Here is a 21385-nt window from a genome sequence, read left to right as displayed (position 1 = left end):
CGACCGGAGACCTTTGACGTCGCGCAACGCCCGAGCGGAACCACCATGGATCCGATCACCCCAGACTCCGGCAGACGCATGTGTGAGCCGCGCGTACGCCGCGCACTGCATAGGTAGCGGGCAGTCGCCACACGCGAGCGCCGCAACAGCCTGCTCATCCACGTCGTCCGAGGTCCAGAACGGCCCTTCCGGTCCCAGGCAGGGCACTGTCGAGCCGACCTCCCGAGCGAACTCCAATGCACCCTCCAGGTCTGCTCGGGCAGCTGTCACCTCTGTCACGGTCGCGTTCCTCGTGGCGGCGCGAACCGGCGGAGCGCAGAACACACAGCCCGAGAGGCCGTGCTTTGGCAGTCTCCGGGCACAGAAGGGGCTTTCCTGGAGCCGGAAGGCCCGGCGCCGGGTTCGGTGGAGTGTTTGCCCTCGGAGGTCACGTACGGGGCGTCTGGGGGAATAGGCGGCTGTCGTCCGCCGACCCGACCAGGAAGGGCCGCCATCAGTCCCTCACCCGGGGCGAACCGAGGGCCGCGTATAGGGCCTCCTCGGAAGTGTGCGACTGGTGCTCGGCAGCGACGTAGGTCACATTCTTCGTCGTGTTGTTGATCGTGGTCCCGCCGCGCTCGCCACCCGAGCCGACCACTCCGGCCGAGTTCAGTGTCAGCGGACTCGAGGTCACAGAATCGAACGCCAGCGCGCCGACAGACGGAGTCGGAAACTGCAACATCCGCTGGAACTCCGTTGCGACCTGAATATGTCGGCGCGCGATCCCCTCTCGGACACCAGGCGGCGCGTCCTCAGGAACGGTCATCACGGCGAGCCGGTCATTGGATCGCCCGAACGGCACCGCCCACTCCTCAGCGGGACCGAGAGGCGGCGCGTACTCATCAACCTCCACCGGTTCGAACGGGTTGAGGGTCACGATCCCGACTCGCCTACTTCAAGGCGCACCAATGCCTGTGCGAGTAGCGACGCGACACGGACGATGAAGCTCACACCATTCGGGCTCACCCCGTGTGAGTCCGCCCACGACGCCAGTTCGAGGGAGAGCCCCTCGAGCTCGACGTGCTTGATCGCCCACTCGACGACCGGCAATAACAGCGTCGCCCACTCCGACACGAGGCCGCAGAACTCCGTCACATCCCGCGCGGGCACAGCGACTGGGAACGTGGGCTGGGCGACGACGACGTGCGGAGTCCCCACCACCTGCTGCTCCGACGCCACCCAAGCGTCGAAGAGACCGCCGCTGTCGAACGCCACGACGTCCGCGCGGAGCATGTATGCCGTCACCCGGCCGTCCTCAAAAATGTCAAAGGCGAGTCCCGCGTTCACCCCCACCAGACCGGCCCGGCCCACGTCGTGCCCGCGACGCTCGAGAAACTCGGCTACGCACCAATCGCAGTGAGGGCTGGAAGCCGAAACCTCGTGCCCGCACGGGGCATTGACCGTTGGGCTGATCGATGTGTTCATCGCAGGTGGCCTCCCTGGCCGTCGTGAGCGGATGGTTCTTCGTCGGGCGGCAGGACGACCCCTGCCGACTGAGGCTGGCGACGGTACGACTCCTGCGACGGTGAGGGCGACCAGGCCCTCTTCGCGCGCTGATGGTGGGTCTTGCAAAGACCGTGAGTCAGCGCCTCGCGGCTGCAAGCCGGGACGAGGCAATCGCGGCCAGCAGGGGCAGCACCCCAGGTTTTGATCTCGTCGAGGTTGTCGTCGATCCACGCCGGGCGAGAGGCGACGGCTGGTTCATCAAGAGTCATGACTTGCGCTCCTCACGCGCGAAAGGGTCGGAAGAAGTACGAAAGGCGGTGGGTGTTACTTGCGGTTGCGATGGGTACCGGAGTTCGTGCCCCGGAGTCTCCCCGCCTCCCCGCCCCCATAAATGGGGCGGGGAGACTGGTGGGGGAGCCCGTTGGGGAGACTTGGGGAGACTTGGGGAGACCCCGTCGTTCCGGGATTGCCTGTGCTGGGGAGACTGCGGCGGGGAGACTGTGGGGAGACTGCATCAGAACTCCTCCTCGCCCATACCCGCGAGAGAGGTTTTCGTCTCGGCTTCGGGATGCCCGGCGGGGTACCAAAGCGTGGCGTTGTACCGGCCTTTCCTCTTTCCGATCCGTCCACCGTTGAACATCGCTCCAAGTGCGGTTGTCTCGTCCCCCTTTTGGAAGCGGGCCTTGGCGTCGCGCAGTGCTCCCGTCACTCCCTGGGTATTGATCCCTGGTTCGGCCGCGACGATCCGGAGGATTTGAGGCTCCAGGTCCCCCTGCTTCTGCACTCTCTTGACTTCGCGTCGTGACCCCTCACCGGTCAGGCTCAGCCGGTATGTCGTCGGATCGAACGCGAGTTGCATTTCCTCCACATCGACGTCTCGACCTTTCGCCTCGATGTAGGTGGACTTGTCGCCTTTTTCGCGGTCGCCGGGTTTGAGCCAAATGATCGAGTCGGGATGATCCTCCGTGGCCGATGCGCCTCGCGAGCGGTCGGCGTTCCAGCCCGCGTGGACGTTCAAGACCACGTCGCTGGCCCCAACCTCTGACCGCGCGAAGGTGTCGAGGTCCGACAAGAACCGCTGCATCTGCGTGTTGTCGTTGGCGTTGTCCCCGTAGAACGCTCGGCTCAGTGGGTCCACGAACAAGAACTCGACCTGACGGTCTCGCAGGTACTCGGCGAGGTCGGCACGGTCCTGCGGGTGCAGCAACGGGTTCCGACGGCCGCGAAGCGTCACGATGTCGAACCGCTCCGGGTCCACGCCGACGAGGTTCGCCCAGTGAGCCACCTGTTTCGCGGCAACCTCAAAGTTGAGGAGCGCGATGCGGCCCGTGACCGGCTCTACCGGGAACCGTCCGAGGAAATCTCTGCCGCTGAGCAGCGAGTCCGCGAGGTTCAAGTTGAACGTGGTCTTGCCGGTCTTTCGTGCGGCGACGACGGTGGTAAACCCCTCGGAGAGGATCAACCCATCGACACGGAAGCGGGTCGAATCGGGCCGGGCCAGGATCTCCGCCAGCGACCCGGCATCGAACGGGTCGGCAGGCTCGAGCTCCGCAAGCGTTCGCGCGAACAGGGCCTTGGCCTCGTGCTCGATGAGCTTCGCCTCGACTCGCTCGGCGATCCGCTGCTTCCGCTCGTCCACGGGGGCCGACTTCGTCTGCTCAATGGACCAGACCGACTCGAGTACCTTTTCGGTGTCTTCGTAGTTGGGGTCCACCAGCGCTGCGGCTTGCCTGACGTGCAGCAGGTACAGGTCGCGCTTGCCTCGGTAAAGGTTCGCGTAGTGACCAGCGACCTTGGTGAGCCAGTCGTTGGTCTGGCCACTTCCTCGCTCGGGCGGTTTAGAGAGAAGCTCGACGGTGTTCGAGCCGCCGAGACGCACACCGCCCGCAGGCAGGTCATAGGAGGGGGTTTCGGAGGTCGCGCCGGGCAGCTTTGCGCCGTAGTCGGCCCAAATCGCTCGAATTTCATCGTCTGAGACGATGTGCTCCGCTACGGACTCGTCAGCGATTGTGTACGGCTTGCCAGTCTCGGCATGCGTCGAACCCGGCAGAACCACGTATGCCGCCGGACCTGCTTTCAGGTCAACACCCTGCGCGAGTTTGCCTTGGCCAAGCGTCTGTCCGAGTGAACCCCCGGGTCGGTAACAGAGGTGTTCGTTACCGTTACCGCGCCCAGAGAGGTGCGTGCGAGTGCCTGGCAGCGAATCCACTCGGATGCCGTCGTGCTGGTAGTCGATATCGACGACTAGTCGGCCGGTGGTGGCACCGCCGACGTTTGCGTCCGGTCGCCCGGCGAACATAGCCCGGATTTTCGCGGGGTCTCGGCTGGCGTCAAGGACGCCGTGGCCGAGCCTGCCGCACTCTCCTCTGCACTTGCCTCGCTGCGGGTCGTTCTTCGCGTGTGCATTTGGGATTGCGGGCAGTTTTCCGTTTGCCCCCAGCGGGAGGACGGGCCAGCCCTGCTCCGCCCAGGTGAGCGCGGCGGCCAGCGCGGCGTTCTCCAGAGGCTCAGACATCGCTGTAAGCGCGTCAGGCGGCAACCTCACCACGTCGACACTCCGACCAGGAGAGCAGACAGGAGAGTCATGGCCCCGGACGTAGCGCCGACGACCAGCCAAATTCGTGTGTTGCTTAGGTTGTGGGCGAGAAGCCGGACGGCGAAACCGACACGCCAACGGAGATAGGTGCGGCGCATTCGGCGCTGGGTGACAGCCCTCATGTGGCTTCCGCCTTCGCGGTGCCGGAGTCCGGGGCGAAAAGCAGGTTCAGCAGACGGTGTACGTCGTCAGCGGGCAGGGCACTGACTGCCCAGTGTGTGGTGGGTGTAGTGGCCACCGCATCCTCCTCACGGAGGGGGTGCCAAGAACGACAGAAGCGCACCCCGAATACCGGTGAGGGGAAGCCTTGTGGACGAGCGACGTCCGGGCCGATCCGTTGTCGGATCTTCCACCCTCGTGGGTAATCGATGTGCGCTGGAGGGAGTGCTCACCGGCGGGAGTATTGGCCAACTCCCGCGATCGGAACCGCTGCTCCGACCTTGTGTCGTTCTTCAATTGCGGGGCCGATTCAACCAGGAAGGACTTCCCAGCACAAGTAGGAAGTCCTTCCGGACGTGTCGTCATCGTCCCCAGGAACGCCAAGACCCCACCGACGGGTCTCGATAAGATCTGTAGAGCTTCCCACTCGCGCTCTGCAGTCAGAACACGCCGATGGCACCGGCTTCGCGCCGATGTCCTGCGTCCCCCCTAGTCTCGACGCAAACCTGTGGGGGGAAATTCAAATGAGTCCAATTGTGCACTTTCCGCCGTTCTCGCCTGATCCGCGCGGCAACAAGCTCAAGAAATACAAAGTTGCCAAAACCATGGCCGGCGACCCCGTTGTGCTTCTGTGCGGCCCGAAGGAAATTGCGGACCTGCTTCTCGCCTGGTACGCGAGTTCGTGCTCCAGGATTAGCCTCAGCGACAAGGGAGCTGAGAGCTGGACCGACGCTATTCGGTTCCCGTCCGGAGTACCCGACGGTCTACCTGACTTGCTGCAGCGTTTGCAGGGCTGGCTGACGCTCAGCGCCCGACCTGACGTCAACCTTGGAACGAGCATCGACTGGTTCAAGCGCGCGGACGAGCTGGGCAACCTCGTGAATACTGACATGGGTCGTCGAGTCAATTTCACGAAGTACGCTCCGTATCCGAACGGCTCGAGCTCTCGGCAGGCTCGCGGCGAGCTCTACGATGCCATGGTTGACTTGGTAGAAAACCACCCGGTGTACGCGAGCACCCGACTTGTCACCTCACCTCCGGGTAGCGCGGGGGACGGAAACAGTTTCGGCGAGAGACTCGGCCGGGCCGTCGCCCAGAGGACCGGCAAGCGGTACATCGTCACAACCGGCCCAGCTCGTCCGCCGCAGAAGGAGGAGGGTGAGCGGGTTGTGCGCGACGACTTTGTGCTGTCTGAGAGCGTCAGTGAGCGAATCCTCGTCATTGACGACGTCTTCTACACCGGGATAACGCTCGACGCGACTGCACGCGCCGCACGGCGAGCAGGCGCAACGGAGGTCATCACCCTGACCGCCGCCCGAACACTACGGAGGTGATCGAAGTTGGCTAGCAAGCTTGAGCTTGCTCTCGCGGCGTTCGCCAGTCTCCGGACCCCGTCGCGAATAACTGCCGCGTTGCGTTCCGGAGGGTCGGCAGGCCTGGAGGCAGCTTTCGCCGAGCTCAGCGCGGAGTCGCGTTCAGATGTCCAGCGCAAAGCGATCGCGATGTCTGACGACGGGATTGACGTGGTCATGTTTGGTGACCCGGATTACCCCGCGCAGTTAGTCTTCGGGGCCCGACCGGCCGCACCCGTCATCTTCTTCAAGGGCAATCGGGACCTCCTTTACTCCGAGGGGGTGGGCATGTGTGGGTCACGGAATGTGTCCGCACCCGGGCTCACGGCCGCAAGTAAGTGCGGAGAAACCGTCAGCGGTAAGAAACTCGTTGTCGTGTCGGGTTACGCGAAGGGGGTGGATACAGCCACACACCTCGCCGCACTTCGTACAGGCGGGAGCACCGTCATCGTGTTGGCGGAGGGCTTCGACTACTTCAGAGTGAAACGCGACTTCGCGAAGGACTTCGATGCCGATCGAACCCTCGTCATGTCGCAGTTCGCGCCCTCGCAGACTTGGCAGGCGCATGCCGCAATGGCTCGTAACGCCATCATCTACGGCCTATCCAAGGCCCTCCTTGTTATAGAAGCGGGAGCCCGAGGCGGGACTCTTGCCGCGGGACAAGGTGCGCTCCATGTCGGCAGGCCCGTTCTCGTAGTGGATTTTGGGGACCAGACTCCTGATGGCAACCGGATTCTCCTCGATGAGGGTGCAACGCCCATTCGGACCACCAACGCGCTGAGCGAAGTGCTGGACCGCATCCCTGGTTTCATCAGCAACTCGGAACCCCCAGCTCTGTTCTGACTCATCGCTCTGCGGGCAGTGTTCGTTAGCGCCCTCCGCTAGCTCAGAATCCAATAGACTCCGGGCACTTGCGGAACAGTGGTTCTGCGATTTACCCGGGGGGCAGAGTTGGTTACAGAAGGAGACGACCAGGGCGAAGACGTTCAGAACCCTGACGGTGGTGAGGACTCGTCGCAGGAGCGGGCCGAGGCCGCACCGTCTGACGAAAACAGCGACGGCGGCGCCGGTAAGGGTACGAAGCAGCGGCGCGCCCCGAGTACCCCGAGGGACTTCCCGCGAAAGACACTCGAGGACGCGATACGCGTCCCAACGGCGATCCGAGACAAGAATGGGGGCAACCCCTGGGCGCCGGCAGAAGTGGCAGCAGCTCTCAAGGTGGGTGCGAAGGCCAGCAACTTCTTCTACCTAGCGACGGGTTCTCGAGATTACGGGCTGACCGAGGGCTCGCGAGACTCGCCAGAAATCAGTCTGACTCCACTCGGACGTCGCATTGTGTCACCGACCGATCCGTCCGACTATCAACCCGCCCTGCGCGAAGCCTTCTTCAAGGTGGACGTGTTCCGTAAAGTCTTCGAGCACTACAACGGCAATAACCTCCCCGAGGAACCATTCCTCTCGAACACTCTCCACGACGTTTACCAAGTCGACCGGTCGCTCGTCGCAGACTTCGTCGATCTCTTCCACAAGAACTGCAGGTTCGTCGGATATACCGAAGGCCAAGAGGAGGAGGCACCTGCGTCGGTAGACGCGGGACGGACAGAGACTGTCGCCACGCCGAAGCGCAAGAGCGGCGGAGACCTGGTGTGCTTCGTCGCAATGCCCTTCTCCGAACGTGATCCGGCCCACGCGCCCGGCTTCTTCGACGAAGTCCTCAATTCGGTACTCAGCCCTGCCATCGTTCGGGCCGGGTTCGAGGTGAGGACGGCGAAGCGACAAGGCTCCGACGTAATCCAGCGAACGATCGTCAACGAGTTGCTAGACGCTGACCTCGTCGTCGTCGACCTCACAGAGCACAACCCCAACGTGCTATTCGAGCTAGGCATGCGTCTTCATTCCGGGCTTCCCACCGCGTTGGTCAGAGCAACAGGAACGACACCTATTTTCGACGTCGACCACATGCTTCGGGTCGAGGACTACAGCCCAAATCTCTGGCCGAGTACCGTAGTTCGCGATGTGGAGAAGCTAGCTGAGCACATCAAGGCTGCCTGGGATTCCCGAGAAACCACGTCCACTTACATGGACATTCTCCGTTCCTAGGCCCGTCGCACCCCGCGCCCAACTTTCCGCTCGGGCGGGTCGCCCACAAAGTTTTGACTGTGGGGGACATCAATGGCATCATCTGTTCTCATGACCACCACGAGGAGATCCGTCTTGCAAGAACTTCTATAAGCGCCCTTTGGACCGCACCCGGGAGATGCCCGGGCGGTCGGCGTGGGAGTTTTCATGCAAGACCTGCTCAGCCTCCTCAACGAGGCCCTCCTCCACACTCCGGTGATGGCTGCACTTTTCGTCGCGCACCGCGCGTTGATCAATCTGCGTACCCGAGAATTTGTGACGGACGTGATCGACCGGATGCGGCTTGCGTCTACTTTGGGACGCCTCGAAAAGCTCGGCGCATCGAAGAAGGAGCTGCGCAAGGTGCTTCGGGCTGATCACGCCGCCCGGGTCGGCCGTTCCCCCTGAATGCTCCTCCGTGCAAGCCGGTACTGCGGGGGCGAACGTAGACCCCCGGAGCCCTGAAGCTAGGGTCCGGGGGTTCTAGGTCACGGGAGTGGCGCGCGTCATTCCTGAATCAAGCCGGGCCGAGGCGCACCCAACATCAAACTCATCTGAGCCGCCGCCTCGGTGAACGTCACAATGAGTCCCTTGGCGTGCCCAATGTCGGGTGCCGCCTTCGCCTCGAGCGCCGTGTAGGACTCATAGCCTTTACCGTTCGCGGCGAGCGCTTGATTGAGTGCCAACCGATCACGCGGTGCCAACGACGACCCCAGCTGGTCGAGAATCCGCTCCGCCTCATCCATGATCCGGTCCGCGAGCCTCGCGCGCCGTAAACGGGCGTACTCACTCTGAACACCACGTGCCTTAGCCATCGCCTCGGGCGTTCCATTCGAGCCCGAACCCGTGCGCGCAAACTCCAGCCCCTCCGTATCCCGCACCACCCGCGAAACCGTGGCGGGATGCACGCCCACCTCGCGCGCGATGGCAGGCCGAGTCCCACCGGCTCGTACCAACTCGACAATGCGCGCCTCGACCCTCGGGTCGGTCTTGTTACCCGGCGTAGCCATCCGGCCACCTCCTAGAACGTGGGTGAGCGCCGAGCATTTAGCCCGACGCCCACCACTGATTAGTTGCGCTGTGCCTTCGCGATCCGGTCGAGGCGGGCCACTTCCTCGTCCAGCACGAGCCCGTCGATGAAGTGGTCGTCCGCGTCGCTGATGACCGTGGCCGCCTCCGGATCCACCTGGTAGAGCTCGCTAACCGTGTTGATCGACACGGCCCCCTCGAGCGCCTCTGCGATCAGCTTGCGCCAGACCGCCTCCACCTGGTCCCGAGCCTCCGCCGCCGCGATGCCTCGGGCACCCGCGTGGCCCAGCGACGCCAACCGGTCCACCACCATCTCGCGGATGTAGTCGAGGTGCGCCTGCGGGTTGATGGACTGCGACACCTCGGGGAGCAGTTCGGCGTTCGCAGCGATAGCCACCAGTCGCTGAACCGAGGCACCCGCGACGACCTGTTCGATGGTCCGGCCCATACCAAGCAGCTGGCGGGTCATATCCCACTCGCGGCCCTGCACCGCCACCTGGTCAGCGTTCGTCGGCTGCAGCGACGCGAGCAGCTTCTGGCGAGCACCAAGGGTGGGCGGCGTGTTGTCGAAGTTGCCCGGGATCGACTGGTGGGCTGGGCCGCGCGCGGCCAGAGCGGTACGCGCGTTCTCGATCAGTTCGATCCGGCGGCGGGTCACCGCGCTGTTGGTGAAGTTCGGGTCCGCGAACTTGAGCGCCTCAGCGAGCGAGCGCCGGTAAGTCGCGTACGCCTCGGCGAATTCGGAACCGTGGGTGTTGCGGTAGTTCTCGAACGTGCGGAGGTGCTCCGAGTGCTGCTCGGGGTTGCCGCCGGGAACGATTGCGTCAGTAGTGATAGGCAAGGTGTCCTCCTCAGGACTTTCTGGGTGGGCCGTAACGGCCCTGGGTGACCCGGCGATCGGTTGCCGCCGGGGGCTTGGGAGCCCGCGCTAAGCGGCAACTTTCTGGGTCGTGACGGACCAGGAGAACGGTGGGAGCACCGGCGGGAGGGCCAGTAGGCGCGAGGGGTCGGACGATCGTGGCGACCGCGTACTCGGCCGTCGCCGCCCCCCGTTCGTCGAGGAAGAGCGCACCTGCCCGCGCCGACGTGAGGAAGGGAAGAGGGGGCGTCGACGGACCCGAGGCGCGGTGAGGGAAGGAAGGCATGTTGTTCTCCAGGGGTAGAGGTGGGGAGGGATGACTCCGCGGGCCGACGGCGAGCGGAGGGCGCGGTCGCGCGGGACCGCGGGTCAGGGGAAGGCGTTCGATCGGACGATGCCGAGCACCAGCGGGATGACGGCGAGAAGGAGGAACGCGGGAAGGGTGCAGACGGCGAGCGGAAGCAGCAGCCGTGTCGACAGCCGCGCTGCGGCCGTCCGCCCCTCGGTGCGCGCGCGGTGGCGGGCGAGCCACGCGTCGCCGCGCAGCAGTTCGACGGCGGGGACACCCGCACGGGTCGCCAGATCGAGCGTCCGCCGCACGGCCGCTGTCGCCTGATCCTCCTCCCCGACGTCGACGAAACCGCCCATGAGCGTGCTCGCTCGGTCGACTGACACTCCCGCCGACAGCGCGACGGCCCACAGCTCCGGCTCCAGACCCGGGATCCGTTCGGGCGGGCGAGCTCGGCGCGCGAGCGCTCTCGTCCACAGTCGCGCCCCGACCATGAGGACGCCCCCGCTGACCAGGCAGGGCGGTCCGAGGGGATCGGTGACGAGGATGCCCACGGGGTCGAACCCCATCGCGTACCCCATCGGCACCCCGAGCACGGGCAGCCAGCCGAGCAGCCGGGCGGTCGAGGTGGGCTCGGCCAGCGCGACGGCCACATCGGCCGACACCTCCGAGACATCGCGCAGCGCCACGACAGCCCCGCGCAGCGTCTCGGCGAGGGGCGCTCCGGTCTCGACCGCGACGCTCCAGATCGCCCCGACCCCGACCCAGGAGCCGCCCGCGGCGACCAGCACGGGTCCGACGTCGACGCCGCGTCGCGCGGCCGCCGCCGCGGCGTTCACGACGGCACCGCCTTCGGCCGCGAGATGCGACCACGCCGCCGCCGGCGCGGAGCCCCCGGCCATGAGCGTCGACAACCGCGCGATGGTCTCGATCGCGTCGTCGTCCGCGGCCGGACGGGCGGAGGGCCGCGTCACTCCCACTCCCGCGCCTCGATCAGCAGTCGACCGTCGCGTATCGCGGGTCTCCCCCACGCCGCGACACGGCGGCGTCCGGCGACACGCTCCACGTGCACGATCGCCGCGATCGCCCCCACCGTCTGCCGCGCCACCGCCCCGGCATCCATCCCCGCGAGAGCGCCCAGGGCCTCGAGCCGAGGCGCGACGTCGACCAGGCTGTTGGCATGGAGCGTTCCGGCTCCCCCGTCGTGGCCGGTGTTCAACGCGAGCAGCAGCTCGCGCACCTCTTCACCGCGCACCTCGCCGATCACGAGCCGGTCGGGCCTCATGCGCAGCGCCTCGCGCACGAGACGCGACACGGGGATGCCTTCGACGCCTTCGATATTGGCCTGGCGCGCTTCGAGCGCGACGTGGTGGGGATGAGCGGGTCGCAGCTCGGCGACCTCCTCGATCGTCACGATGCGCTCGGTCTCGGCGACGCAGCCCAGGAGAGCGGCGAGGAGAGTGGTCTTCCCAGCCCCCGTCGCGCCGACGATCAACAGGTTGTCGCGCCGGGCGACGAGACCCTCGAGCCGGGCCCTCTGCGCGGCGTCGAACATGCCGGCGCCTTCGAGCCTCGCCATGTCGGGCGAGGACCACACCGGCACGCGCACCGAGATGGACGTCCCGGTCGCGGCGACGGGCGCGAGCACCGCGTGCACGCGCACCCCTCGCGCCCACCTCACGTCGACGCACGGAGAGGCGTCGTCGAGGTGCCGCCCTCCGCGCGCGATGAGGCGGACGGCGAGTCGTCGCACCTCGGCCTCGCTCGCCCGCCACGACGGCACGCGGACGATGCCGTCTCCGCGGTCGACGAAGAGGCCCCGATCGCCGTTGACGAAGAGATCGGTGACCGTGGGGTCGTCGAGGAACGGGCGGAGGAACGCCAGCGCAGCGTCGTCGCGATCCGCGTCCGTCGCGTCGATGACGGACGGAGCGGGGAGGGAGGAAGTCGACATGACGACGACCGTAGGGACCGATCGACCGCGCCCGCCGACCGGATCGGTCGATCGGTGGACAGACGGAGCGATGACTCATCTGGGGAGGAACCCCGCGCCTCGTCGCGCGGGAGGACCGTCCGAAAATGAAGGGGGCGGCATCCCTACAGTGGGGGGCGAGGGATGCCGCCACGCGCCGGGGAAAATTGGGGGGCTCCCCCGACGCGGTGCCGGAAGCGATGTTCGGGCGGTAGACAGCGTACGCGCGCCGGAGGGCGCCACCAACTTTCCGGACCGATGCATCGCGATATATCAGTTGTTTCCCCGCTGCAACGACCGACCACGGCGATGCCAACTATCGGAGGTGGCCCGTGTCGGAGGGTGTCGCTAGCGTGACCGTCGTGACGACGCTGCGCATGGGCGCCGGCGTCCGTGAACGCGAAGGAGCGCCGCGATGAGCAGCCAGATCGACCACCTCCTCAACGAGACCCGCCGTTTCGCCCCGTCGGCCGCATTCGCCGACGCTGCGATCGGCGACCGCGAGCTCTACGAGCGCGCCGCAGCCGACCGCGAGGGCTTCTGGGCCGACCAGGCACGGGAGCTGCATTGGCACACCCCCTTCACGAAGGTGCTCGACTGGTCGAACCCGCCCTTCGCCGAGTGGTTCGCCGACGGCGAGCTCAACGTCGCCTACAACTGCCTCGACCGCCACGTCGAGGCCGGCAACGGCGATCGCATCGCCCTGCGCTGGGAGGGCGAGCCGGGTGACACCCGCAACGTGACGTACGCCGAGCTCACCGACGAGGTGAAGCGTCTGGCGAACGTGCTGACCGACCTCGGCGTCGAGAAGGGCGACCGCGTCGCGCTGTACCTGCCGATGATCCCCGAGGCGATCTCGTCGATGCTCGCGGTGGCCCGTATCGGCGCGGTGCACTCCGTCGTCTTCGGCGGGTTCTCGGCCGACAGCCTGCGCGCGCGCATCGACGACGCCGGAGCGAAGGTCGTGATCACGGCCGACGGCGGCTGGCGTAAAGGAAAGGTGTCGCCGCTGAAGCCCGCGGTCGACCAGGCCCTGGCCGATCGCAACGGGTCGGGCGTCCAGGAGACGGTCGAGCACGTCGTCGTGGTCAAGCGCGGCGGCAACGAGGTCGAGTGGACCGATGAGCGCGACCTCTGGTGGCATGACGTCGTGCCCCAGGCGTCGGGCGAGCACGAGGCCGAGGCCTTCCCCGCCGAGACGCCGCTGTTCATCCTCTACACCTCCGGCACGACGGGGAAGCCGAAGGGCATCCTGCACACCTCGGGCGGATACCTGACGCAGGCGGCCTTCACGAACCGGGTCGTCCACGACGTGCACCCCGAGACCGACGTGTACTGGTGCACCGCCGACATCGGCTGGATCACCGGGCACACCTACGTCACCTACGGCCCTCTCGCCAACGGCGCCACTCAGCTCCTCTACGAAGGCACCCCCGACGCACCGCACCCCGGACGCTGGTGGGAGCTCATCGAGAGGCACAAGGTGTCGATCTTCTACACCGCGCCGACCGCGATCCGGTCCTTCATGAAGATCGGACGCGACGTTCCGCAGAAGTTCGACCTGTCGTCCCTGCGCCTGCTCGGATCGGTCGGTGAACCGATCAACCCCGAAGCGTGGGTCTGGTACCGCGAGATCATCGGCGCCGACGAGACGCCCATCGTCGACACCTGGTGGCAGACCGAGACCGGCGCCATCATGATCTCGGCTCTGCCGGGCGTCACCGAGACGAAGCCGGGCTCGGCGCAGGTGCCCGTGCCCGGCATCTCGATCGCCGTCGTCGACGACGCGGGCGAACCGGTGGGCAACGGCAGCGGAGGACTCCTCGTCGTCACGGAGCCCTGGCCGAGCATGCTGCGCGGCATCTGGGGCGACCCCGACCGCTACCGCGAGACGTACTGGGAGAAGTTCGCCGACAAGGGCTACTACTTCGCCGGCGACGGCGCCCGCCTCGACGACGACGGCGACGTGTGGCTTCTCGGCCGCGTCGACGACGTCATGAACGTCTCGGGGCACCGCCTCTCGACCGCCGAGATCGAGTCGGCCCTGGTCGGCCACGAGGGCGTCGCCGAAGCGGCCGTGGTCGGCGCGAGCGACGAGACCACGGGTCAGGCGGTCGTCGCCTTCGTCATCATCAAGAGCCGCTACCTCAAGCAGAACCCCGTCGAAGGGCTCGGCGACGAGCTGCGCAAGTGGGTCGGCCAGCAAATCGGCCCGATCGCCCGCCCGCGCGACGTCTACATCGTGGGAGAACTGCCCAAGACGCGCTCGGGCAAGATCATGCGCCGCCTCCTCCGCGACGTCGCCGAAGGCCGCGAGGTCGGCGACACCACGACCCTGGCCGACACCGCCGTCATGAGCGTCATCAGCGCCCAGGTGAAGTGAGCAAGATCCCGGATGCCGTGACCCATGGCATCCGGGATCTTCTCTTTCCGACGCGGATCAGGCGCGGTGAACGAGCCGGTGGTCGACACGGGCGACGACGAACGCCAGGAGGGCGCGCACGGCCGGGAAGATGCCCGCGACCCAGATGACGGATGCCACCGCGTCGCCGACGTAGTGCACGCCGATGTACACCACCGACAGCATCATCGCGGCGACCAGCACGACGCCCACTCCGATCGCCAGGGCGCGCCAGCGGGTCGCCCACGACACGCAGATCAGCGCCGCGGCGAAAGCGGCGACGAAAGCGACATGGCCGCTCGGGAACGACGGGTCGGCCGTCGCCCCGACGGCGTTCACCACCTGCTCCGACAGGCCGGGGCGGGGCCGCTCGACGACGAGCTTGATCGCTTCGGCCGAGCCCCAGGTGAGCGCGATCGTCCCGGCGAACGCGAGCGCCACCTGCCAACGACGCGTCGCGAAGCCGACGACCGCCGTCGCCACGACCATGATCCCCGCCGCCGAGACCGGTTTGACCGCACGATAGAACCCCTCCGCGATTGCACCGAGGGCACCGAGGTGCGAGCGGTGCACGGCACGGGAGAGCGCGACATCGAGCGGCACGAGCCGCAGGAGGAAACCGACAGCGACGAGCACGAGCACGGTGGCCACGGCGGTGAGCACCAGCCGCCGCGGGTGGGCGGCGGGGGCCAGGAAGGGGTTCGAGGCGGCGGCGGACGACGCGCCCGGCACGACGGAGGTGGTCATGAGCACGAATGATCCTCCCCGTCACTTCAGAATCTGCCGTGACCGGCGAGCGGCGGGACGACGAAGGGGACGCCCCGACACGCGGGACGCCCCCTTCGATCCGGATGCCGAGGAGTCGGCATCCGGAGATCCGGTCACGCGACCGAGAAGACCACCTCGACCTCGACGGGGCTGTCGAGCGGGAGCACCGGCACGCCCACGGCGGAGCGCGCGTGCGCCCCGGCCTCGCCGAACACCTCGCCGAGGAACTCGCTCGCACCGTTGATGACGCCGGGCTGCCCGGTGAATTCGGGGACGGATGCCACGAAGCCGGTCAACTTCAGCACTCCGGTGAGATTGTCGACGCCCCCGACGAGCGCTGCGGCCGCCGCGATCGCGTTCAACGCGCACTGACGGGCGTGGGTCTTGGCATCCGCGGGGCTGACGAGCCCGTCGGTCTCGCCGACCTTGCCGGTGGCGGGGAGTGCCCCCTGCACCATCGGAAGCTGGCCCGAGGTGTAGACGAGGTCGCCGTGACGCTTCGCCGGGATGTACGAGGCCACGGGCGGGACGACCGCCGGCACCTCGACGCCCAGAGCGGCCAGACGCTCGGAGACGCTCACTGCTGCCCCTCGAACTGCTTGGCGGCGGTCTCGGCAGCGCCGAGGCCCGCGTTCGCGGCGCCTCCGCCGGTGGGACGCTTCAGATAGGCGACGAGTCCGCCCTCGGGGCCGGTCACCACCTGCACGAGCTCCCAGCCCTGCTTGCCCCAGTTGTTGAGGATCGCGGCGGTGTTGTGGATCAGCAGCGGCGTGGTGAGGTACTCCCACGTGATCATCTCGGGCTCCCGGAGGTTGCTCGGAGCGCGCAGCATCTGCGCGCGGGGGCGGACGCGTACGCGCGCAGGGCGCACCTTCGAGGCATCGCCCAGCAACGTCGCTTATCCTCAAGCCTATGCCCGAGAACAAACGAACGGCTAGCGGTGCCCTCGGCGGCATCGTCGGCCTCGTCGGCCTGAGCGCGGTCGCCGGACTCCTCGTCACCGCTGCCGTGACGCCCGCCATCGCCGTCTCCGGCGCGGCGGCCTCCAGCGCCATCACGATCTTCGACAACATGCCGAGCTACCTGCAGCCCGACGAGCTGATGCAGCCGACGACGCTGATGGCCGGCGACCAGGTCCTGGCCAAGTTCTACGACCAGAACCGCTCCCCGGTCACCTTCGACCAGGTCAACCCGGTCATGTACGACGCGATCCTCTCCTCCGAGGACCCGCGCTACTACCAGCACGGCGGTGTCGACCTCATCGGTACGACCCGCGCTCTGCTCAGCAACGCCTCGGGCGGCGAGACGCAGGGTGGATCCTCGATCAGCCAGCAGTACGTCAAGAACGTGCTCGTGCAGCGCTGCGAGCGCGACGCCCGTGCGATCCCCGCCGTGGAGGCGACGGACAACACGCCGGCGGTCGAAGCCAAGAGCCGCGACGAGGTTCTGCAGGCGTGCGCGCTCGAGGCGATCCAGTCGGACGGTGCCGCGGGCTACCAGCGCAAGCTCCAGGAGATGCGCTATGCGGTGCAGCTCGAGAAGGAGTACACGAAGGATCAGATCCTCCTCGGCTACCTCAACATCGCCAACTTCGGCGGAACCACGTACGGCATCGACGCCGCCGCGCGGTACTACTTCAACACTCCCGCCGCGAACCTGACCGTCGGGCAGTCCGCGATCCTCGCCGGCATGGTGCAGAACCCCAACCGCTTCCGCATCGACCTGCCTACCGGCAGCATCAGCGACGGCGAGACCGCCTACAACAAGGCTCCCGACGGCTCGATTGACGACGTCGACCAGGGCACCATCCAGGCGCTGTACACGCTGCGCGACAACGGCGAGATCACTCAGGACCAGCTCGTCGCCGCCGCCGACGGCTACAGCGAGACCAAGGGCCGCCAGCTCTACGTGCTGAGCCGCATGGAGGCCGACGGCAAGATCACCCACGAGCAGTACGTGGCGTCCGCCGTCGAGCCGATCGCCCCGGCGATCACCCCGACGACCCAGGGCTGCTCCGCCTCGGCCGCCCCGTACTTCTGCCAGTACGTGGTCTCGACGATCCTGAACTCCCCCGCGTTCGGCGAGGGAACCGACGACCGCGTCAACGCGCTTCGTCAGGACGGTCTGACGATCCAGACGACGCTCGACTGGAACGTGCAGAACGCCGCTCAAGAGACCATGAGCGAGAACGCGCCGACCAACCTCGACCCCGCGCGCTACGACAATCTGAAGTTCGGTGCCACGGCGGTCAGCCTCGAGGCCAAGACCGGCCGTGTTCTCGCCCTCGCCCAGAACACCAAGTTCACGCAGGACCCGAGCCTCGCCGACTCCGACCCCTCGTACAGCTCGATCGTCTTCGCCGGCGATTCCGACAACGGCGGATCGATCGGCTTCAGCGCCGGATCGACGTTCAAGCTCTTCACCCTCATCGACTGGCTCGAGAAGGGTCACTCGCTCAACGAGACGCTGAACGGTCGTCTGCAGCCGGTCCCCAACATGAAGAACTCGTGCCAGGGTCCGTGGGTCAACACCACGAAGTACACGATCAACAACTTCAACGAGAGCCGCGGCTACGTGGGAACGCCGATGATGTTCACGCGCGACTCGCTGAACACGGGCTACCTCGCCATGGCCGCCGAGCTCGACCTCTGCGACGTCGCCAACGTCGTGAAGAAGATGGGTGTGAAGACCGGCGACGGCAAGGAGATCTTGATGGCGAACGCCAACGAGGTCATCGGTAGCGACAACATCTCGCCGATCGCCATGGCCGGCGCCTTCTCGACGGTCGCCAACGGCGGCACGCGCTGCCCCGCGAAGGTCATCGACAAGGTGACGGCGGCCGACGGCTCGGAGCGCCCCATCCCCGACCTGCAGTGCGAGACCGCATTGACCCCCGAGATCGCGGCGACCGCGGCGTACGCCCTCCAGGGCGTCATGCAGGGTGGCGGAACGGGTTCGCAGGCCAATCCCGGTGACGGCACCCCCGTGCTCGGCAAGACCGGTACGCACGAGGCCCACGAGACCTGGATGATCGAGTCGTCGACCAACGTCACGACCGCTGTCTGGGTCGGCAACTGGGACGGCGGCACCGTCAGCCTCTTCCAGAAGTTCGCCAACGGACTGCAGCTCAGCGACATGCGCTACCGACTGGCACGCGACGTGCAGCGCGCGGCAGACGACGTCTACGGCGGCGACCGCTTCCCCGACCCGGCGAGCAACCTGCTGCGCACGCAGCAGCGCGACCTCCCGAACGTGGTCGGCCAGAGCATCGACAGCGCGACCTCGACGTTGCAGAACGCCGGCTTCCGCGTGACGGTCGGCGACCCGATCGATTCCGAGCTCGGCGGTGACCGCGTGGCCGCGCAGAACCCCGGTGGCGGCTCCGCCCCCGCCGGTTCGCAGATCACCCTGAGCCCCGGCAACGGGAAGGGCGGCACCGTGCCCGACGTGATCGGCCGCAGCATCAACGCCGCGCAGAACGATCTCAAGAACGCCGGTTTCACCAACTTCTCGATCGGCGACTGCAAGAAGAGCGACAAGGCCCCCGACGGCGGCCAGGTCACCGCCAGCAACCCCACCGGTGGCACCGCGGCGAACAAGGACACCCCGGTCGTGCTGAACGTCAGCGCGAAGGACTGCCCGTGAGCCGCGCCTCCCGCGTCGCCGCCCTCGCACCCCTCGGGGTCGCGGGGGCGGCCGCTGTCGGGGCGACCGTGTGGGGGATGGGCGTCGAGCGCTACCTCTTCACGGTGCGGTACCACGCCCTGCGCGTGCTTCCGAAGGGCGCGGAACCGATTCGCGTGCTGCACGTCTCCGACGCGCACATGGCGCCCTGGCAGCACCGCAAGCAGGAGTGGATGGCGCGCCTGGCCGACCTCTCCCCCGACCTCGTCGTGAACACGGGAGACAATCTCGGTCATCGCGACGGACTCACCGGCATCCGGACCGCCTTCGCTCCCCTGCGCGGCGTCCCGGGACTCGTCGTGCACGGCTCGAACGACTACCAGGAACCCGCGCCGCGCAATCCGCTGCGCTACTTCCTCGGACCGTCGGGGCACGTTCCCGCTCACAAGCACCTCGACATCGACGCCCTCGATCGCTTCTTCACCGACGACCTCGGATGGAAGGTCCTCGACGACACGGCTGTCTCGCTCGAGGTGAAGGGCACGCGGATCACGGCCTTCGGCGTGAACGACGCGCACCGCAACTGGGATCGGCCCGAGCTCATCCCCCCGGTCGTCTCGAGACTGGATGCCGGCGACCTCACCCTCGGTGTGATGCACGCCCCCTACCGGCGCACCCTCGACGCCTTCACCTCGTTCGGAGCCGACGTGCTCCTGGCCGGTCACACCCATGGCGGACAGGTTCGCATCCCCTTCAGCAGCAAGGCGCTGGTGTCGAACTGCGACCTCCCCCTCGACCAGGCGCGCGGCCTGAGCGAGTGGACGCACGACGGGCGAACGGTGCCGTTGAACGTCAGCGCCGGTCTCGGGCACTCCATCTACGCCCCCGTGCGCTTCGCGTGCCGGCCGGAGGCCACGCTGCTGACGCTGCTGCCTCGCTGACCGCTTCTGCACAACCCGACAACGGATCGATCCCTCCACGGATCGGTCCGTTCTCGCATCGGCGGCGATCACGTGTCACGCAAGATCGAGTCTCTTCCAACCGAAGGGACTCGCATGCAGCACTCACCACCTCCGTCACGGCGGCGTCGAGCGGCGTTCGCCGCCGCCGTCGCCGTGCTCCTCGGCGCGGTCGGCCTCGCGCCCGCCGCGCACGCCGCCGACCAGGGCACCGGCTTCGGCACCTGGGCGCCGTTGTCGTCCACGGGTTGGCACGGATCGATGCGCGTCGGCGACGTGCACACGTACTGCATCCACCCGGGGCTGCCGGTGGCGACCGGTGACACGACCGACCACGGCGAATCCTCCGACGTCGAGGGACTGACCCCCCAGCAGCTGGTCTCGATCAACCACCTCGTCGGCGCCTACGGTCAGACCGACGACCCGGTGCAGGCGGCGAGCGTCGGCTGGGCGGTCAAGGCGATCGTCGACCGCGACACCACCCTGCATTCGTGGGGCTACACCGGTGACGATCTGCGCGGCGCCATCGACCACATCATGCGGCGGGCCAGCCCCGAGCACAACGTCGCGGTCCAAGACCTCGCTCTGACCTACCTCGCCGAGGCCGAGGCGATGGCGGTCCCCCGCGTCGGCGGAACGCTGACCCTCACGACGCAGGCCGACGATCCCACCCGCGGTACGGTGACCGCCGACGTCGACCCCACGGCATCCGGCACCCTCCGCCTCGAGAACGCCGTGTTCGCCGATACGGGCGCGGCGGAGCGCTCCGGCGTCGTGGGCGGCATCGCGTATGCGATCTCCGCCCCGGTTCCCGCCTCCACCGACGGGCACCCCTACACGGTCCGTGCGAAGGGGACGTTCTCGGTCGAGACCGCGGCCATCCGCTCCTACAGCACCCCCGGTCAGCAGGAATCGGCCGGGCCCGCACGCCCCACGACCTTCGAGCTGACCGCCGAAGACGCCACGACGCGCCCCGTGCGCTTCGTGCCGCACATCTCCACCTCCGCGCACCTGCAGAACGGACGATTCGTCGACGAGGTGACCGTGTCGAGCGACGGGCCGTGGCCGCGTCACGAGGACGGCTCGTTCGTCGTCATCACGGCGACGGCCGACGTCTTCGCAACCAGCTCGTTCCCGGCCGAATCCGACGAGATCCCCGAGGGGCTGGACCCCGTCGGCCACCTCGAGCTCCGCACCGATCCGGACACGGGGGGCGGCGTCTACCGGGTGCAGAGCGACGCCCTTCCCGGCCCCGGCGTGTACACCGCCGTCTGGCGCATCGACCGCAGCGCGCAGGATGCCGAGACCATGCCTCACCTCGCTCCCGGCTTCGTCTTCGTCGAGAGGTTCGCCTCCCCCTCTCAGACGGCGCAGTTGGCCGTTCCTCCCCCGGTGCGGGTGGTCCCCACCCCCGCGGCGAGCACGCCGCCTCCTGCGACTCCGAGTCCGACGGCGGCGGCCCCCGCCGCCCTGGCCGCGACCGGGATGTCGGCGGCGACGATCGGCGGCACCGGAGGCCTCGCCGCCGTCGTCCTGGCGATGGGGGCCGCCGCGTACTGGATCGCCCGGCGGCGAGGCACTCCGCGCACCTGATCCCGCGCGAACGGCCTCGATCATGACGCGCCCGGGTCCTGCCGTGGTTCGGAGCATCCGCTTCGACAGGGTAGACTTTTCAAGTTGCAACGGGGTGTGGCGCAGCTTGGTAGCGCGCGTCGTTCGGGACGACGAGGCCGCAGGTTCAAATCCTGTCACCCCGACCACAACAGAGGAGGCC

Annotated in this window: 17 protein-coding genes, 1 tRNA gene and 1 pseudogene; 9 read left to right on the top strand and 10 right to left on the bottom strand. The window is 67.4% G+C overall.

The features are described 5' to 3' along the window. Nucleotides 1-493: 493 nt before the first annotated feature. From ABXS86_RS15430 to ABXS86_RS15420, 3 genes are all read right to left on the bottom strand, one after another. Complete coding sequence (locus ABXS86_RS15430) at nt 494-916, bottom strand: hypothetical protein (protein WP_353665043.1); 423 nt, start codon at nt 914-916, stop codon at nt 494-496. After that, nucleotides 913-1284 (bottom strand): hypothetical protein, encoded by a 372-nt coding sequence (locus ABXS86_RS15425; RefSeq protein WP_353665042.1) that lies wholly within the window; start codon nt 1282-1284, stop codon nt 913-915. The genes ABXS86_RS15430 and ABXS86_RS15425 overlap by 4 nt, the downstream gene beginning before the upstream one ends. A 715-nt stretch (nt 1285-1999) precedes the next feature. After that, a complete protein-coding gene (locus ABXS86_RS15420; RefSeq protein ID WP_353665041.1) occupies nt 2000-4000 on the bottom strand; it encodes an AAA family ATPase in 2001 nt (666 codons plus the stop codon). Nucleotides 4001-4776: 776 nt separating this feature from the next. On the opposite strand from ABXS86_RS15420, the gene ABXS86_RS15415 reads away from it, so the two are divergent. The 4 genes from ABXS86_RS15415 (at nt 4777) to ABXS86_RS15400 (ending at nt 8118) form a co-directional block, all read left to right on the top strand. Further along, nucleotides 4777-5574 (top strand): hypothetical protein, encoded by a 798-nt coding sequence (locus ABXS86_RS15415; RefSeq protein WP_353665040.1) that lies wholly within the window; start codon nt 4777-4779, stop codon nt 5572-5574. Nucleotides 5575-5580: 6 nt separating this feature from the next. Further along, a complete protein-coding gene (locus ABXS86_RS15410) occupies nt 5581-6435 on the top strand; it encodes a DNA-processing protein DprA (RefSeq protein ID WP_353665039.1) in 855 nt (284 codons plus the stop codon). A 78-nt stretch (nt 6436-6513) separates the two neighbouring features. After that, complete coding sequence (locus ABXS86_RS15405; protein ID WP_353665038.1) at nt 6514-7692, top strand: hypothetical protein; 1179 nt, start codon at nt 6514-6516, stop codon at nt 7690-7692. Nucleotides 7693-7878: 186 nt separating this feature from the next. Continuing rightward, nucleotides 7879-8118: a hypothetical protein gene (locus ABXS86_RS15400; RefSeq protein WP_353665037.1), complete on the top strand. Its 240-nt coding sequence runs from the start codon at nt 7879-7881 to the stop codon at nt 8116-8118. A gap of 98 nt (nt 8119-8216) precedes the next feature. Here ABXS86_RS15400 and ABXS86_RS15395 read toward each other — a convergent pair. The 4 genes and pseudogenes from ABXS86_RS15395 to ABXS86_RS15380 form a co-directional block, all read right to left on the bottom strand. Beyond that, a pseudogene (locus ABXS86_RS15395) lies at nt 8217-8699 on the bottom strand (helix-turn-helix domain-containing protein); the annotation flags it as partial. An 80-nt stretch (nt 8700-8779) separates the two neighbouring features. After that, nucleotides 8780-9580 carry a hypothetical protein gene (locus ABXS86_RS15390; RefSeq protein ID WP_353665036.1) on the bottom strand — a complete coding sequence of 267 codons (801 nt, stop codon included), beginning with the start codon at nt 9578-9580 and terminating at the stop codon, nt 8780-8782. Between the two features lie 387 nt (nt 9581-9967). After that, nucleotides 9968-10861, bottom strand: coding sequence for a pilus assembly protein TadB (locus tag ABXS86_RS15385; protein WP_307213089.1), 894 nt, complete (start codon nt 10859-10861; stop codon nt 9968-9970). Continuing rightward, on the bottom strand, nt 10858-11841 hold the full coding sequence (locus ABXS86_RS15380; RefSeq protein WP_353665035.1) for a TadA family conjugal transfer-associated ATPase: 984 nt from the start codon (nt 11839-11841) through the stop codon (nt 10858-10860). The genes ABXS86_RS15385 and ABXS86_RS15380 overlap by 4 nt, the downstream gene beginning before the upstream one ends. 433 nt (nt 11842-12274) lie before the next feature. Here ABXS86_RS15380 and acs point away from each other — a divergent pair, with 433 nt between their 5' ends. Next, nucleotides 12275-14242, top strand: a complete 1968-nt coding sequence (gene acs, locus ABXS86_RS15375; protein WP_353665034.1) for an acetate--CoA ligase — start codon at nt 12275-12277, stop codon at nt 14240-14242. A gap of 57 nt (nt 14243-14299) precedes the next feature. On the opposite strand, the gene ABXS86_RS15370 is transcribed toward acs, so the two are convergent. The 3 genes from ABXS86_RS15370 to ABXS86_RS15360 form a co-directional block, all read right to left on the bottom strand. After that, complete coding sequence (locus ABXS86_RS15370; protein WP_353665033.1) at nt 14300-15007, bottom strand: phosphatase PAP2 family protein; 708 nt, start codon at nt 15005-15007, stop codon at nt 14300-14302. A gap of 134 nt (nt 15008-15141) precedes the next feature. Next, nucleotides 15142-15609: a RidA family protein gene (locus tag ABXS86_RS15365; RefSeq protein ID WP_307213097.1), complete on the bottom strand. Its 468-nt coding sequence runs from the start codon at nt 15607-15609 to the stop codon at nt 15142-15144. After that, nucleotides 15606-15824, bottom strand: a complete 219-nt coding sequence (locus ABXS86_RS15360) for a hypothetical protein (protein WP_144833146.1) — start codon at nt 15822-15824, stop codon at nt 15606-15608. Before ABXS86_RS15360 ends, ABXS86_RS15365 begins: the two co-directional genes overlap by 4 nt. 116 nt (nt 15825-15940) lie before the next feature. On the opposite strand from ABXS86_RS15360, the gene ABXS86_RS15355 reads away from it, so the two are divergent. The 4 genes from ABXS86_RS15355 (at nt 15941) to ABXS86_RS15340 (ending at nt 21371) form a co-directional block, all read left to right on the top strand. Continuing rightward, complete coding sequence (locus ABXS86_RS15355; RefSeq protein ID WP_353665032.1) at nt 15941-18673, top strand: transglycosylase domain-containing protein; 2733 nt, start codon at nt 15941-15943, stop codon at nt 18671-18673. Further along, nucleotides 18670-19593: a metallophosphoesterase gene (locus ABXS86_RS15350; RefSeq protein ID WP_307213101.1), complete on the top strand. Its 924-nt coding sequence runs from the start codon at nt 18670-18672 to the stop codon at nt 19591-19593. Before ABXS86_RS15355 ends, ABXS86_RS15350 begins: the two co-directional genes overlap by 4 nt. Nucleotides 19594-19707: 114 nt before the next feature. Continuing rightward, complete coding sequence (locus ABXS86_RS15345; RefSeq protein WP_353665031.1) at nt 19708-21204, top strand: hypothetical protein; 1497 nt, start codon at nt 19708-19710, stop codon at nt 21202-21204. A gap of 90 nt (nt 21205-21294) precedes the next feature. After that, nucleotides 21295-21371 (top strand) — tRNA-Pro (locus tag ABXS86_RS15340). Nucleotides 21372-21385 lie beyond the last annotated feature (14 nt).

The sequence above is a fragment of the Microbacterium sp. che218 genome (assembly GCF_040436305.1).
GTDB lineage: Bacteria > Actinomycetota > Actinomycetes > Actinomycetales > Microbacteriaceae > Microbacterium > Microbacterium algihabitans.
The sequence above is the reverse complement of the archived record's forward strand: the minus strand, read 5'-3'. Positions and strand labels throughout refer to the sequence as shown.